12 protein-coding genes are annotated in these 14,784 nt (G+C 68.0%); 7 read left to right on the top strand and 5 right to left on the bottom strand.

The window, feature by feature from the left end; translation table 11 throughout:
• Nucleotides 1-164 precede the first annotated feature (164 nt).
• From dnaK to C3E79_RS09785, 4 genes are all read left to right on the top strand, one after another.
• Nucleotides 165-2,006 (top strand): molecular chaperone DnaK, encoded by a 1,842-nt coding sequence (gene dnaK, locus C3E79_RS09800; protein ID WP_108404738.1) that lies wholly within the window; start codon nucleotides 165-167, stop codon nucleotides 2,004-2,006.
• 15 nt (nucleotides 2,007-2,021) lie between these two features.
• A complete protein-coding gene (grpE, locus tag C3E79_RS09795; protein WP_108404737.1) occupies nucleotides 2,022-2,702 on the top strand; it encodes a nucleotide exchange factor GrpE in 681 nt (226 codons plus the stop codon).
• Nucleotides 2,703-2,853: 151 nt separating this feature from the next.
• Entirely contained in the window at nucleotides 2,854-4,056 is a 1,203-nt protein-coding gene (gene dnaJ / locus C3E79_RS09790; protein WP_108404736.1) for a molecular chaperone DnaJ, read from the top strand.
• An 11-nt stretch (nucleotides 4,057-4,067) separates the two neighbouring features.
• Nucleotides 4,068-4,451 (top strand): heat shock protein transcriptional repressor HspR, encoded by a 384-nt coding sequence (locus C3E79_RS09785; RefSeq protein WP_108404735.1) that lies wholly within the window; start codon nucleotides 4,068-4,070, stop codon nucleotides 4,449-4,451.
• A 111-nt stretch (nucleotides 4,452-4,562) separates the two neighbouring features.
• On the opposite strand, the gene C3E79_RS09780 is transcribed toward C3E79_RS09785, so the two are convergent.
• The 4 genes from C3E79_RS09780 to C3E79_RS09765 all read right to left on the bottom strand — a co-directional run bounded on the left by C3E79_RS09780 (nucleotide 4,563) and on the right by C3E79_RS09765 (nucleotide 8,714).
• Nucleotides 4,563-5,321: a hypothetical protein gene (locus tag C3E79_RS09780; protein WP_235840623.1), complete on the bottom strand. Its 759-nt coding sequence runs from the start codon at nucleotides 5,319-5,321 to the stop codon at nucleotides 4,563-4,565.
• A 165-nt stretch (nucleotides 5,322-5,486) separates the two neighbouring features.
• Nucleotides 5,487-7,247, bottom strand: a complete 1,761-nt coding sequence (locus C3E79_RS09775) for a pyruvate dehydrogenase (RefSeq protein WP_108405159.1) — start codon at nucleotides 7,245-7,247, stop codon at nucleotides 5,487-5,489.
• 20 nt (nucleotides 7,248-7,267) lie between these two features.
• Complete coding sequence (locus C3E79_RS09770; protein WP_108404734.1) at nucleotides 7,268-8,458, bottom strand: alpha/beta hydrolase; 1,191 nt, start codon at nucleotides 8,456-8,458, stop codon at nucleotides 7,268-7,270.
• Nucleotides 8,445-8,714: a hypothetical protein gene (locus C3E79_RS09765; RefSeq protein ID WP_146183386.1), complete on the bottom strand. Its 270-nt coding sequence runs from the start codon at nucleotides 8,712-8,714 to the stop codon at nucleotides 8,445-8,447. The genes C3E79_RS09770 and C3E79_RS09765 overlap by 14 nt, the downstream gene beginning before the upstream one ends.
• Nucleotides 8,715-8,805: 91 nt before the next feature.
• On the opposite strand from C3E79_RS09765, the gene C3E79_RS09760 reads away from it, so the two are divergent.
• Nucleotides 8,806-9,609, top strand: a complete 804-nt coding sequence (locus C3E79_RS09760; protein ID WP_108404732.1) for a carbon-nitrogen hydrolase family protein — start codon at nucleotides 8,806-8,808, stop codon at nucleotides 9,607-9,609.
• On the opposite strand, the gene C3E79_RS09755 is transcribed toward C3E79_RS09760, so the two are convergent.
• On the bottom strand, nucleotides 9,597-10,577 hold the full coding sequence (locus C3E79_RS09755) for a hypothetical protein (protein ID WP_108404731.1): 981 nt from the start codon (nucleotides 10,575-10,577) through the stop codon (nucleotides 9,597-9,599). The genes C3E79_RS09760 and C3E79_RS09755 overlap by 13 nt on opposite strands.
• 85 nt (nucleotides 10,578-10,662) lie before the next feature.
• Between C3E79_RS09755 and C3E79_RS09750 the strand changes: the two genes are divergently transcribed.
• Nucleotides 10,663-12,063, top strand: a complete 1,401-nt coding sequence (locus tag C3E79_RS09750) for a sodium/glutamate symporter (protein WP_108404730.1) — start codon at nucleotides 10,663-10,665, stop codon at nucleotides 12,061-12,063.
• Nucleotides 12,064-12,208: 145 nt separating this feature from the next.
• Complete coding sequence (gene clpB, locus C3E79_RS09745) at nucleotides 12,209-14,764, top strand: ATP-dependent chaperone ClpB (protein ID WP_108404729.1); 2,556 nt, start codon at nucleotides 12,209-12,211, stop codon at nucleotides 14,762-14,764.
• Nucleotides 14,765-14,784: the final 20 nt, after the last annotated feature.

Genomic DNA, 14,784 nt, shown 5'->3' with positions numbered 1-14,784 from the left:
AGTTGAGCCGGGCGGGAACAACTTTCTGGGTGGGTGCGTTACGTAGGTTGAGTGTGATCGACTCAAGAGTGCTCCCGGCCGTGTATAGTAGGCGGGGAGAAGTTGAGTCGAAAGCCCTCAACTTAAAAAACGTAAGACAACCACCTTTCAAGGAGACACAACACATGGCACGTGCAGTAGGCATCGACCTCGGTACCACCAACTCCGTCGTATCCGTCCTCGAGGGCGGCGACCCGGTCGTCATCGCGAACTCCGAGGGTTCGCGCACGACGCCGTCGATCGTGGCCTTTGCCAAGAACGGCGAGGTCCTCGTCGGCCAGTCCGCGAAGAACCAGGCGGTGACCAACGTCGAGCGCACCATTCGCTCCGTCAAGCGCCACATGGGCGAGGACTGGACGATTGATATCGACGATAAGAAGTACACCCCGCAGGAAATCTCCGCGCGCACGCTCATGAAGCTCAAGCGCGACGCGGAGGCCTACCTCGGCGAGGAGGTCACCGACGCCGTTATTACCGTCCCGGCGTACTTCGAGGACGCGCAGCGCCAGGCGACCAAGGAGGCCGGCCAGATCGCGGGCCTTAACGTGCTGCGCATCGTCAACGAGCCGACCGCGGCGGCTCTCGCCTACGGTCTGGAGAAGTCCGACAAGGAACAGACCATCTTGGTCTTCGACCTCGGCGGCGGCACCTTCGACGTCTCGCTGCTCGAGATCGGCGACGGCGTCGTCGAGGTACTCGCCACCGCCGGTGACAACGAGCTCGGCGGTGACGACTGGGACCAGCGCATCGTCGACTGGCTCGTGGAGAAGTTCAAGTCCCACAACGGCATCGACCTGACCAAGGACAAGATGGCGCTGCAGCGCCTGCGCGAGGCGGCGGAGAAGGCGAAGATCGAGCTGTCCTCCCAGCAGCAGTCCTCCATCAACCTGCCCTACATCACCGTTGACTCGGAGAAGAACCCGCTCTTCCTCGACGAGACCCTCACGCGCACCGAGTTCCAGAAGATCACCTCCGACCTGCTCGACCGCACCAAGGCACCGTTTAACCAGGTGATCAAGGATGCCGGGCTCTCCGTCGGCGACATCGACCAGGTCGTCCTCGTGGGCGGCTCCACCCGCATGCCCGCCGTGGCCGACATGGTCAAGGAGCTCTCCGGCAAGGACGCCAACAAGGGCGTGAACCCGGACGAGGTCGTCGCCGTCGGCGCCGCTCTGCAGGCCGGCGTGCTGCGCGGCGACGTCAAGGACGTGCTGCTTCTCGACGTCACCCCGCTCTCCCTCGGTATCGAGACCAAGGGTGGTGTGATGACCAAGCTCATCGAGCGCAACACCACCATCCCGACCAAGCGCTCCGAGACCTTCACCACCGCCGAGGACAACCAGCCCTCGGTGCAGATCCAGGTCTTCCAGGGCGAGCGCGAGATGGCATCTGCGAACACTCTGCTCGGCTCCTTCGAGCTCGGCGGTATCGCACCCGCCCCGCGCGGCGTGCCGCAGATCGAGGTCACCTTCGACATCGACGCCAACGGCATCGTCTCCGTCTCCGCCAAGGACAAGGGAACCGGCAAGGAGAACACGATCACCATCCAGGACGGCTCGAAGCTCTCCCAGGAGGACATCGACCGCATGATCAAGGACGCCGAGGCACACGCGGAGGAGGACCGCAAGCGCCGCGAGGAGCAGGAGACCCGCAACAACGCGGAGACCCTGGCCTACCAGACCCGCAAGTTCATGGACGAGAACACCGACAAGCTCCCCGAGGATCTCAAGACCCGCGTGGGCGAGGCCGCCGACGCGGTCGACGAGGCGCTGAAGGGCTCCGACCTCGAGGCGATCAAGTCGGCCGTGGAGAAGCTCACCACCGAGTCCCAGGAGCTGGGCAAGGCCCTCTACGAGGCGGAGGCCAACAGCGGGGCAACCCAGGCGGACGCCCCCGCTGACGACAACGTCGTTGACGCCGAGGTTGTTGAGGACGACAACGACGCCACCGGTTCCGACAACAAGTAAGGACGATCTCGCGAGATGACCTACCCGAATACCCCCCAGATGCCCGACGACCCCGGCGCGCCCGAGAACACCGACCCGGAGTACGTCTCCCCCGACCAGGCGGAGACGCTGGCCGACGAGGCCGCGGAATCGGCCGCACTCGATGAGGCGGACGAGGACCCCCTCGGGGAGTCGGCGGAGCTCAGCGACGCCGAGATCGACGACGCCCTCGGCGCGGAGCGCGAGGTCAACACCGACGCCGATGGCGACGGTGTGGTCAGCGAGGCCGAGCTCCAGCTCGCCGAGCGCACCGAGGACCTGCAGCGCCTGAGCGCGGAATACGCCAACTACCGGCGCCGTTCCGAGCGCGAGCGCGCGCAGGTTGCCGAGGTGGCGAAGTCGCGTGTGATCACGGAGCTGCTCCCGCTTCTCGACGACCTCGAGCTCGCCGCCCAGCACGGCGACCTCAACGAGGGACCGCTCAAGGCGTTTTCCGATAAGTTCCGCTCCGTGCTCGAGGCCCAGGGCCTGAGCGCGTTCGGAACGGCGGGAGACGAGTTCGACCCCGAGCTCCACGAGGCCGTTCAGGACCTCTCCCAGGGCGAGACCAAGGTTGTGGACACCGTCTTGCGCAAGGGCTACCGCGTGGGCGATCGCCTCGTGCGAAACGCCATGGTGCTCATCGGCGACCCAGCCGAAGGCAAGCCGGAGGCCTAGGCGGGCAGTTAGGAATGATGCCGGGGTGCGCGCACGCGAGAGTGGGGCGTGGCACCCCGGCCTTTTTTCAGATCCACGAACACGATTATTTAGCAACAAAACATAGGCGATACCGAAGTGAGACAACGACACACGAAAGGAGGGTGTCTCCATGGCGATGCAGCAAGACTGGGTGAATAAGGACTACTACGGCGACCTTGGAGTGTCCTCGACCGCGAGCGCGGCCGATATTAAGAAGGCCTACCGCAGGCTCGCCCGCGAGAACCACCCTGATAGCAACCCCGGCAACAAAGCCGCCGAGGATAAGTTCAAGCGGGTTGCCGAGGCCTACGACGTCGTCGGGGACGCGGCCAAGCGCAAGGAATACGACGAGTTGAAGTCGATGGTGAACTCTGGGGGCTTCGGCCGCTTCGGGGGGACAGGAGGCCCGGGCTTCCCGGGAGGGTTTCGCGCCCAGACGAGCCAAACGAGCGCAGACTTCGACCTCTCCGACATCTTCGGCAGAGCCGCCGCTGGCGGATCGGCTGGAGAAGGCGGCTTTAGTGATCTCTTCAGTGGCATCTTTAACCGCGGCGGCGCTGCTGGCAGGAATGCTCGGCCGACGCGGGGGGCCGACGTCGAAACGGAAATAACCCTCGATTTCCGCGAGGCGGCCCAGGGAACGACGATTCCTCTGGAGCTCACCGGCGACGCGCCGTGCACCACCTGCCACGGATCCGGCTCGCGCAGCAGCACGGTGACCACCTGCACCGCGTGCTCCGGCAGCGGGTATGTGCGAGAGAACAGCGGGGCGTTCGGGATGGCGCGGCCGTGCCCGGAGTGCGGGGCGACGGGCCAGCGCATCGAGGACCCGTGCGGGGATTGCTCCGGCACGGGCACGGTGCGCCGGACCCGCTCCATTACGGTGCGTATCCCCGCGGGGGTGATCGACGGCCAGAAGGTGCGCCTCGCCGGGCAGGGTGAGGCCGGGCCGAACGGCACCCCGGCCGGGGACCTCTTCGTCACCGTCCACGTTCGCCCGGACCCCGTCTTTAGCCGCAAGGGCGACGACCTCGAGGTCACCGTGCCGGTGTCCTTCAGCGAACTCGCACTCGGTGCGGCCGTGGCCGTGCCCACACTGGATACACCCGTGAAGGTGAAGATCCCGGCGGGCACCCCGAGCGGGCGCACGCTGCGCGTACCGGGCCGCGGCGTGCCTAGGAAGTCCGGGACGGCTGGGGACCTGCTTGTCACCGTCGAGGTGCAGGTGCCCGCGCACCTTGATGCGGGCGCGGCCTCTGCGCTGCGCGCCTACGCGCAGGCGGAGAAGGACTCCGGCTTTAACCCCCGAGCCGGGTGGGCCGGGTTGAAGTAGGCGAGGTGAGCATGGACAGCGAGCAGGAATACTTCGTCATCTCGGTGGCCGCGGAGATTACCGGCATGCACGCGCAGACGTTGCGCACCTACGACCGCATGGGCCTGGTCTCCCCGGCGCGCACCGCAGGCGGGGGGCGGCGCTACTCACGCCGCGACATCTCCATGCTGCGCCGCATCCAGTACCTGTCCCAGGAGGAGGGGGTCAACCTCGCCGGGATCAAGACCATCATCGAGCTCACCGGCGAGATCGAGCGGTTGCAGGAGGAAAACGAGGAGCTGCGCAAGCGCGTTGAGGGCTCAACGCGCCGCGGAGGCGAGCTCGTCCACGTGCCGCGCTCCACGGCGGTCGTGGCGTGGGACCCCTCGATGAGGCGTAGGCGCCCCCGCTCTTAGCGGGAGTACGGGCGGAGAAAAATTGCACCGGGCGGATGGTTCCGCCCGGTGCAATGTCGTTGTGGTGAAGCCTTTCAACTAGGCCTCGCGGGAGCTGGGCCCGCGTGCTCCCTAGCGGCGGCGAAGAACCTGCTCCTCGGTGCGGGTGAGCACGGAGCGGGAGCCTGCGGCGCCGGCGAGGGAGGAGATCACGGCGCCCACGATGAGGCCGAAGAACGTCCACCAGGAGCCCTCAGCGGCCTGCGGCGCGACCTCGTTGTAGGTCTGCTGTGCCTGCTGGGCGGCCTGGCCGGCGGCGTCGCGGGCCTGCTGCTGGGCCTGCTCAGCCTGCTGCGGGTCGACGCTATCCTGCGCGGCCTGGGCGTCCTCGCTGGTGACGCTCACGGCGTTACCAGCGGACTGCGCCACCGAGCCGAGCGCGGAGCCCAGCCCGCCGACGACGGAGGCACCCAGCCAGCCGGCGAGGACGAGGGAGGCGATAAGGGAGGTGGCCCAGGTGGCGAAGCCGTGGAACACGCCCGCGCGCACGCCCAAGGCGCCGGAGACGTAGCCGCCGGCGGCGAAGGCGACGGCCAAGGAGATGAGGGCGAAGATGCCGGTGGCCACGGACGAGGAGCCCTGCAGGCCCATCGCGGCGGCGCCGACGCCGAGCAGGATCATGATGCCGAGGAAGGTGACCACGCCGGCGATGATGGCGCCCCACGACACGTTGCCGCGGGAGACCTCGACGCTATCGGTGCCGATCCAGGCTTCACGGCCCGTCTGGTCGTTGTCGGCGACGGTGGTCTCGGCCTCGTAGGCGTGGGATTCGGAGCGCGGGTTGATGCGGTCAGTGCGGTCACTGCGGCCCGGGGTGTGCGAAGTTGTCACTGGGACACAACCTTTCTAATCAATCTTGGTGAATATGTTTGCTTGGCCCAGGATAAGGATTGGCCCATCGTTTTGTGTTGCGTTCCCATAACGATTTGCGCATGATTGTGTCTCGCCGGGATCGCACTGGTCGAGGGCGGTCGGCGCGGGCCGTGGGGGGAGGTGCTACTTCACCTCGATCGCCGCGGCGGCTCCGATCTGGCGCAGGTTGCGGCGCGCGAGCTCGACCATCTTGCCCACGCCTCCCTCGAGCACCGTCTTTACACCGGTGGCGGTAAAGCCCTGGAGCATCTCGGCGGTAATGTCCGGCGGCAGGGACAGTGCGTTGGGGTCCGTGACGACGTCGATAAGCGCGGGCCCGTCGGCCGCGAGCGCCTCTGAAACCGCCTCGCGCAGCTGCGCGGGATCCTCCACGCGGAACGCGGCGATGCCGACCGCCTCGGCGATCGCGGCGTAGTTGACATGCTCGTGGTCGGTGCCGAAATCGGGGAAGCCCTGGACGATCATCTCGAGCTTGACCATGCCGAGCGAGGAGTTGTTAAACACCACGATCTTCACCGGCAGGTTGTGCAGCGCCACGGTGAGGAGCTCCCCAAGCAGCATGCCCAGGCCCCCGTCGCCGGACCACGAGACGACCTGGCGGTCCGGGTGGGCGGCCTGCACCCCGATGGCCATCGGCAAGGCGTTGGCCATCGTGCCGTGGAGGTAGGAGGCGAGCTCGCCGCGCGTGCCGTTCGGGGTGAGGTAGCGCGAGGACCACACGTTGCACATGCCGGTATCGACGGTGACGAAGGCGTCGTCGGCAATGAGCTCGTCGATCACGCTCGCGGCGAACTCCGGGTGGATGGGGGTGCGCGCCTCCGCCGCCGGGGTGGTGTATTTCTCCACGACATGTTCAAGCAGCTCCGCGTGGCGGGCGAGCATGCGGTCCAAAAACGAGCGGTCAGCCTTTTCCTCGACGTGCGGGAGGATGTTTTCCAACACGCTCTTCACGTCGCCGATGACGGGGTATGTCACCGGCGTGCGGCGCCCGATGTGGGAACCGTCGAGGTCGATCTGCGCGACGTTTCCCTTCGGCAGCCAGTCGCTGTAGGGGAAATCTGTGCCCACCATGATAAATAGGTCCGCCTCGAGCGAGGCCTCGTGGCAGGCGCCGTAGCCGAGCAGGCCGGACATGCCCACGTCATACGGGTTGTCGTGCGCAATAAACATCTTGCCGCGGAAGGAGTGCCCGATGGGGGCCTTGATCTTCTCGGCGAGCGCGAAGACCTCTTCCCGGGCGTCGCGGGCACCGTAGCCGCAGAACAGGGTGACGTTCTTCGCGGTGTTGATCGCATCCACAAGGGCGGCCGCCTCGCCCGGGTCGGGGAAGACGCGGCGGCCGTCCCCGCGGGCGAAGGTAGACTGCGCGGTGGAGGATTCGGGGGCATCGGCGGAGAAGACGTCGCCGGGGATGACCATGACGCTCACACCGCCCCCGGAATAGGTCGACTGTAAGGCGTTGTGCAGCACGCGCGCTCCCTGGGTGGGGGAATGGACGACCTCGCGGTAGCCGGAGCACTCCTGGAAGACGTACTCGGGGTGGGTGGCCTGGAAGAACTCGGAGCCGATCTCGGCGGAGGGAATGTGCGAGGCGATCGCGAGCACGCGGGCCCGGTCGCGGTGGGCCTCGTAGAGGCCCTGGATGAGGTGGGTATTGCCCGGTCCGCAGGACGCGCCGCAGACCGCGAGCTCGCCCGTGGTCAGGGAGTCGGCCGCGGCCGCGAACGCGGCGGCCTCCTCGTTGCGCACGTGGATCCATTCGATCTCGCTGCCGCGCACGGCATCCGAGAGGGGGTTGAGGGAGTCGCCGACGAGGCCGTAGATGCGCTTGACGCCGAGGCCCTCCAAGGTGTGGACGATGTACTGGGCGAAGGAAGTGGACATGGTGCCGATCGTAGGGGTTTTCACCGCCGCCCGGCGTCCTCGAGCGCGCGCAGCAGGACGGGGTCTGTGAAATAGGCGCCGTGATCGCCGCGCACGCCGCGGACCACCGTGGCGCCGAAAGACTCATCTGACGGCGAATACCCGTGCGCCGCGTCGCTGAGGTAGCGCGTGGCCAGGATCGGGTCGCGGTCGGCGTCCGCGACGTAGACCTGCGGGTCATCCCCGACGAGCACAAGCTTATCGACGCCCGACGCGCCCATCCCGGGGGAGCCCAGCAGCCAGAGGTCATCAACATCGAGCCCCGTCTCGCGCGCCGCGCGGTCGGCCACCACGGTTCCGTAGCTGTGCGCCACCACGGTGAGCTGGGCGTTCGGGTAGCGCTGGCGCAGCGCCGATTGGAACCGGGAGAGGGCGGGCCCGCCGATCCCGGCGGCGGTCGGATCGATCCCGTGGACGACACTGGGCGGGGGCGCGTAGCCCTGCCACACCACCACGGTGGCACCCGTCGCCGCGGCGATCCCGCGGGCCTTCGACAGCTCCCCGGCGAGCTGGTCGGGCCTGCCCGTGCTCACGCCCGCGACCATGGTGATGACCCGGCTCGGGTCGGTGTTTTCCCCGTTGTCCGCACCGATGAGCACGGTCGTTCCCCCGGGGCCGGACTCGAGGATGTATCCCCCGGCCGCGCGCACCGTCTCCACGGTGGCGGCCGGGAGGGTCTCGGCGACCCGCGCGTCGATGGTGCCCAACGGCACCCCGGGCTGGTCCGCCAGGGTCGGTGCGCCCCCGCCCGCCAAGGCCTCGAGTGCCGCGGCGGTGTCGCGGTCGAGCAGCGCGGAGAGGGCGTTGAGGTAGCGCACGGACTCGGCGTGGCGCAGCGTTAAGGCGAGCAGCGCGAGCCGGTCGAGCGCCTCCTGCGCGCTCGCGGAGCTGCGCAGGATCTGCGCGCCGTGGCGCAGCAGGGCCGCCACCGCGAAGATCCGCCCCGCCCACCAGGCAAACCCGCTCAGGCCCTGGGCGGCGACCTCCCCGCCGAACCCGGTGCCTGCGATCTCCTCGCACGCCGCCTCGATGTCCCGGCCGCGGCCGTCGGCGGCAGCGGCAGCCAGCTCGAGAGCGTCCGCCGCCACACGAAGTTCCGCGGCGTTGAGGCGCGGCGCGTATACGGCACCGGCACCGGTGCTGGTGTCGGCGCTCGCACTAGGGGCGGCCATCGGCGCACCTGGTGAGGGCCTCGGCGAGGCGGCGATCGAGGGAGATGACCTCCGCGGCGAAGGAGGCGATGGAGGCGCAGCGCGTGCGGGCGGCGGCCGAGGGGGCGTCGACAAGCGAGCGTGCGCGCTGTTGGAAGCTGGCGAGCCCGGCGGCTGCCTGCCCGGCCGACAAGCGGGCCTCGGGCAGCGCGGGCCAGCCCGGCAGAGCGCGCCGGGCGGCAAGGGACGTCTCGGTCGAAAGCTGGATGGCGTTCATGCGGCCTAGGGTCGGCGAAGACGCGCGCAGGAGCAAGAGCACCGGCGCGGGGTTGTGGATAGGTGGGGGTTATCCACATACGGTAGGGGCTATGAAGATCGCGCTGTTGCAGCTAACCTCCGGGCCTGATAAGGGCGACAACCTTGCCCTCCTCGACGCGGAGATCCGCCGCGCCGCCGGGCAAGGCGCGCGCCTCATCGTCGCGCCCGAGGCCGCGAGCCAAGGCTTCAACCAGGGCAGGCTCGATACCCAGGCCGAGGACCTCGGCGGGCCGTTTAGCTCGGGGCTGCGCGAGCTCGCCGCGGAGCTCGGGGTCACCATCGTGGCGGGGATGTTTCGCCCCGCCGACCGCCTCGGCGGCAGAAACCGCGTCTTCAACACGGCGCTGATCACCGGCGGGGGAGTGCACAAGGGCTACGACAAGATCCACACCTTCGACGTGTCCAGCTACCGCGAATCCGACACGGTCAAGCCCGGCGGGCGCCTGGTTACGTTTCTTGTCGACGACCTCGTCGTCGGCGTGGCCACCTGCTTCGACATCCGCTTCCCCGGGCAGTTCACCCGGCTCGCCATGTGCGGCGCCGGCCTCGTCGTCGTGCCCACGAGCTGGGCCGACGGGCCGGGGAAGCTCGACCAGTGGCGCACGCTCACCCAGGCGCGAGCCCTCGACGCCGGGGTGTATATCGCCGGCGCCGGGCAGGCACGCCCCGGCGGGGCCGCGCTCGGCGGGCAGGCGAGTGGGCCCACGGGGGTGGGGCATTCGGTGGTCATCAGCCCCTCCGGGGAGCGCATCGCGGAGGCCGGCTTTGAGCCCACCATCCTCTACGCCGAGGTTGACCCCGGGGCGATCGCGGAGGCGCGGGCGCGCCAGCCGTTGCTGCACTACCCCTGGTAGAAGTCCTGGTAGGACCAGTCCGGCGGGGAGTCCGGGCAGATGAGCACGTCCCCGGCCGCGTGCGGGCCAACCTCTCCGGCCGGGCCGCACACGACGACCTCGGCCGCGCCGTCATCGGGGCCGAGGTGCAGCCAGCCGTTCTCCCCGGCGGCGGCGCGGATCGCCGCGGTGGCGGGGGAGTCATCGAGATCGACGGTTGTGCGCGGAGGGGCATCGAGCTCGAGGGCCGCGAAGATGATCGCCTGGGCCGCCGCGCTGCCCGTCGAGCGGGCGCGCACGTGCAGCGTGCCGCGCTCAAGGCGCGGCGAGGCCCCGCGCGCCGCGCCGAGCGTGAGGTAGTCGCCGAGGCGGGGGCGGAGCTCCCCGCGCAGGTGGAACTCGAGCTGGCCGAAGGGGTTGGCGGGCAGCGCCGGGGCGAGGTTGACCCACACCCCCGGCTCCGCTGTGTGCATGACCGGCATGAACTGGCCCGGCGCGTAACTCAGCGCCATGCCTGCGGTCAGGCGCACGCGCGAGATATCGCCTAGCTTATCGACGCCCACGACACGCGCCGCGGCCGCCGGCGGCACGCCGCTGATATCTGCTGCCGCGGCGGCGCGCGCCATCTCCTCGGCGGCCTCGTCGAGCACGAGGCGCGCCGCGATGCCCGCGCCCAACGCCTCGCGCACCACCCGGGCAAACACAGGGTAGGCCTCGGGCGGGAAGCCGAAGCGCCGCAGATCCAGGGCCCAGGCCTGCAGCTTTTTCACCGCGGCCTCGGGCAGGGTGCCGGTGCGCTGAGCTGCGGTGAAGGTGTAGACGAGGGCGTCGATAAGCTCGTGCGAGACCTCGCTCGCGCCCGCCGGAAACATGCTCGCGCCGCGCGGCAGCGCGCCGACAATGCCGGCGTAGAGCTCGGCGCGGATGCGCGGGGCGTCTGCGCGCAAAAGGTCGATGGTCTCCGAGAACAGCTGCGGATTGGTGGCCATGGTGATAAAGCGTAGCCAGTTCAGTAAAATTCATACGCTTCGTTTAGTGTTTTTCATATCAAAGCCGTCTGCGAAGGGAGCCGCAATGGAATACACCCCCTACACGCTGCTCGTCGATATCGGGTGGATCTCGATCCTGCTCATCGTCGGCAACGTTTTGCGCAACCGAGTAAGGTTCCTCCAGACACTGTTGCTCCCCGCGCCGATCACGGCCGGGCTCATCGGCCTGATCTTGGGGCCCGAACTCATCGGCCTGATCAACTGGTCCGATCAGGTGGGCAACTACACCACCTTGCTCATCGCCGTCGTGTTCGCCTCCATGGCCTACTCCATGGACCTCGGCGGATCCGTCGCCTCCGGCGCGCGCAACATGTGGGCCTACTCCACCTCCATGTTCATGGGACAGTGGGGCCTGTTCATCCTGCTCGGCCTCTATCTTTTCGCGCCGCTGTTTGGCACCGAACCGTGGTTCGGCATGATGCTCCCCGTCGGCTTCGTCGGCGGCTTCGGCACCGCCGCCGCGGTGGGCTCCTCGCTGGAGGAAATCGGCATCGCCGAGGCCTCCTCGCTCGGCTTCACCTCCGCGACCGTGGGCACGCTCGTGGCCATCGTCGGCGGCGTCATCGTGGCCAACTGGGGCATCCGTAAGGGCAAGGCAACCGAGCTCAAGGGCGAGCTCCCGGCCGACCTGCGCACCGGCTACATCGCCAACGAGGTTGACCGGCCGTCGATTGGTAAGGCGACGACGAACCCATCGTCGATCGAACCGCTCGCGCTCCACGGCGGCTTCATCGTCTTCACAGTGCTCATCGCCTACCTTGCCAACGGGATGATCAAGGACCAGTGGCCGAACGTGTCCATCCCGCTGTTCGCCATGGCGTTCGTCATCGGGCTCATCGGGCGCACCTTGCTGCGCATCCTCGGGCGCGATAACTACCTCGACCGCGACACGATCAATTCCATCTCCGGCGCCGCCACCGACTACATGATCGCCTTCGGCATCGCCTCCATCGTCCCCTCCGCGCTTGCGGACTACTGGCAGGCGCTGGTGCTCATGTTCGTCCTCGGCACCGCCTTCTGCGTCGTCTGGATGCTGTGGGCCGGCCCGCTGTTCTTCGGGGAGAGCTGGCTTGAGCGAGGCATCTTCGGCTGGGGCTGGGCCACCGCCGCGGTGGCGACCGGCATCGCGCTGCTCAAGATGGTTGACCCGAAGCTGAAATCCGGCACACTCAACGAATACGGCGTCGCCTACGTCGGCTTCGCACCCTTCGAGATCGGCATGACCATTCTCGCCCCCATCGCGGTCATCGCCGGGTTCACCACCGGATTCGGGTGGATCACCTTCGCCATTGCCGTGGCCGTGGTCGTGATGTCCTACGCGCTGAAGTGGGTGCCGGCGGGGAAGCGATCTGACTCGGCGGGCGGATCTGTGGGTGGCTCTGTGGGTGGCTCGACCCGGATCCAGACTATGTCGAAGGGGGACTAGCCGGGGCGAGACCCCACAGCGTGCGATTGCGTGGCTGGAAAACCCCAGGATATTGCGCGTTGCCACAGGTTCTCGGGGTTGAGTGGAACAGACTCAACTTCGCGTGCGTTGCGTAGGGTGGAACCTACCAACGAAAGGAATACTCATGGCAACGTTTAACCCCACGACGAAGACGCAGGAGGCGATCCAGCAGGCGCTGCAGAAGGTGTCGGCAAGCGGGAACCCTGATATCCGCCCGGCGCACCTGCTAGAAGCGATCCTCACCCAGGAGGACGGCATTGCCGCGCCCGTGCTCAAGGCGACGGGCGTGGATCCTGCGACGGTGGCGCGCGAGGCGGGCGAGATCGTCGCCGGTTACCCGAGGGCGGAGGGCCAGAACATGGCCAACCCCAACTTCAACCGCGACGCGCTCAGCGCCATCAATACCGCCCAGGAGCTCGCCGGTGAGCTCGGTGATGAATACGTCTCCACCGAGGTGCTCCTCGCCGGCATTGCCCGCGGCAACGACGAGGCCGCCGAGCTGCTGAAGAAGCGCGGCGCCACCTTTGACGTGCTTAAGGGCGCCTTCCCCTCGGTGCGTGGCCACAAGAAGGTCACCACGGAGTCCCCGGAGGACCAGTTCCAGGCGCTGGAGAAGTACTCCACCGATCTCACCGCGCGGGCGCGAGAGGGAAAGATCGATCCGGTGATCGGGCGCGACTCGGAGATCCGTCGCGTGGTTCAGGTGCTCTCCCGCCGGACGAAGAATAACCCGGTGCTCATCGGCGAGCCGGGCGTGGGTAAGACCGCGATCGTCGAGGGCCTGGCCCGGCGCATCGTCGCGGGTGACGTGCCCGAATCGCTGAAGGGCAAGACCCTTATTTCCCTGGATCTAGGCTCGATGGTCGCCGGCGCGAAGTTCCGCGGCGAGTTCGAGGAGCGGCTCAAGGCTGTGCTGGATGAGATCAAGTCCTCCGACGGGGAGATCATCACGTTTATCGACGAGCTGCACACCGTCGTCGGCGCTGGCGCGACCGGCGAGGGCGCGATGGACGCCGGGAACATGATCAAGCCGATGCTGGCGCGCGGCGAGCTCCGCCTCGTGGGCGCGACGACGCTGGATGAGTACCGCAAGTACATCGAGAAGGACGCCGCGTTGGAGCGCCGCTTCCAGCAGGTCTACGTGGGCGAGCCGACGGTGGAAGACACCATCGGCATCCTGCGCGGGCTCAAGGAGCGCTACGAGGTCCACCACGGCGTGCGCATCCAGGATTCCGCCCTGGTCGCCGCCGCGGAGCTGTCCAACCGCTACATCACCAACCGCTTCCTGCCGGATAAGGCCATCGATCTTGTCGACGAAGCCGGCTCCCGCCTGCGCATGGAAATCGACTCCTCCCCGCAGGAGATCGACGAGCTCGAGCGCGTCGTGCGCCGCCTCGAGATCGAGGAGATCGCCCTGGCCAAGGAGTCGGACGCCGCCTCGAAGGAGCGCCTCGACGCACTGCGCCAGGAGCTCGCGGACCAGCGCGAAACCTTGGGCGAAATGAAGGCGCGCTGGGCGAACGAGAAGAGCGAGATCGACCGTGTGCAGTTGGCGAAAGAGGAGCTGGAGAAGCTGCGCAACGAGTCCGAGATCGCCGAGCGCGACGGTGATTACGCCCGCGTTTCCGAGCTGCGCTACGGCCGCATCCCCGAGCTGGAGCAGCAGGTGGCCGAGGCCGAGGCGCAGGCGAGCGACGCCTCGCGGACGATGCTTACGGAGGAGGTCACCCCGGACGTGATCGCCGAGGTCGTCTCGAGCTGGACGGGCATCCCCGCAGGCAAGATGATGCAGGGCGAGACGGAGAAGCTGCTCGACATGGAAAACGTGTTGGGCGAGAGGGTCGTTGGCCAGCGCGAGGCCGTCGTCGCTGTCTCGGATGCGGTGCGCCGCTCGCGCGCGGGCGTGGCGGATCCGAACCGCCCGATCGGCTCCTTCCTCTTCTTAGGCCCCACCGGCGTGGGTAAGACTGAGCTGGCCAAGGCGCTCTCCGAGTTCCTCTTCGACGACGAGACCGCGATGGTGCGCATCGACATGTCCGAGTACGGCGAGAAGCACTCCGTCGCCCGCCTCGTCGGTGCCCCTCCCGGGTACGTCGGTTACGACGCGGGTGGCCAGCTCACCGAGGCCGTGCGGCGCAGGCCGTATTCGCTCGTTCTTTTCGACGAAGTGGAAAAGGCGCACCCGGACGTCTTCGACGTGCTGCTGCAGGTCCTCGACGAGGGCCGGCTGACCGACGGCCAGGGCCGCACGGTGGACTTCCGCAACACGGTGGTGATCCTGACCTCCAACCTGGGCGCGGGCGGTGACCGCGAGCAGATCATGGATGCGGTCAAGCACCACTTCAAGCCGGAGTTCATCAACAGGCTTGACGACGTCGTCGTCTTCGAGCCGCTCACCACCGACCAGCTGGTGGGCATCGTCGATATCCAGCTCGACCAGCTTGCGGATCGCCTTTCCGCCCGGCGTTTGACCCTCCAGGTCTCCGATGCGGCGAAGGCGTGGCTGGCGGAGCGGGGCTACGACCCTGCCTACGGTGCGCGCCCGCTGCGCCGCCTGATCCAGCAGGCGATCGGTGACCGCCTGGCCAAGGAGCTGCTGGCCGGCTACGTGCGCGACGGTGACACCGTGGCCGTCGACGTGGCCGACGGTGGCGAGGGATTGAGCGTCGACGCCGCCTAGGCCGGTGCCTCACTAGTGGA

Origin of the sequence: Corynebacterium liangguodongii (assembly GCF_003070865.1) — a bacterium.
Lineage (GTDB): Bacteria > Actinomycetota > Actinomycetes > Mycobacteriales > Mycobacteriaceae > Corynebacterium > Corynebacterium liangguodongii.
Note: the sequence above shows the minus strand (reverse complement) of the source record. Positions and strands in the feature narration are given on the sequence as shown.

Bases quoted from the DNA above. Each gene is read 5' to 3' on its own strand.
- dnaK (WP_108404738.1), top strand. From the start codon at position 165: ATGGCACGTGCAGTAGGCATCGACCTCGGTACCACCAACTCCGTCGTA.
- grpE (WP_108404737.1), top strand. From the start codon at position 2,022: ATGACCTACCCGAATACCCCCCAGATGCCCGACGACCCCGGCGCGCCC.
- dnaJ (WP_108404736.1), top strand. From the start codon at position 2,854: ATGGCGATGCAGCAAGACTGGGTGAATAAGGACTACTACGGCGACCTT.
- C3E79_RS09785 (WP_108404735.1), top strand. From the start codon at position 4,068: ATGGACAGCGAGCAGGAATACTTCGTCATCTCGGTGGCCGCGGAGATT.
- C3E79_RS09775 (WP_108405159.1), bottom strand. From the start codon at position 7,247: ATGTCCACTTCCTTCGCCCAGTACATCGTCCACACCTTGGAGGGCCTC.
- C3E79_RS09770 (WP_108404734.1), bottom strand. From the start codon at position 8,458: ATGGCCGCCCCTAGTGCGAGCGCCGACACCAGCACCGGTGCCGGTGCC.
- C3E79_RS09765 (WP_146183386.1), bottom strand. From the start codon at position 8,714: ATGAACGCCATCCAGCTTTCGACCGAGACGTCCCTTGCCGCCCGGCGC.
- C3E79_RS09760 (WP_108404732.1), top strand. From the start codon at position 8,806: ATGAAGATCGCGCTGTTGCAGCTAACCTCCGGGCCTGATAAGGGCGAC.
- C3E79_RS09755 (WP_108404731.1), bottom strand. From the start codon at position 10,577: ATGGCCACCAATCCGCAGCTGTTCTCGGAGACCATCGACCTTTTGCGC.
- C3E79_RS09750 (WP_108404730.1), top strand. From the start codon at position 10,663: ATGGAATACACCCCCTACACGCTGCTCGTCGATATCGGGTGGATCTCG.
- clpB (WP_108404729.1), top strand. From the start codon at position 12,209: ATGGCAACGTTTAACCCCACGACGAAGACGCAGGAGGCGATCCAGCAG.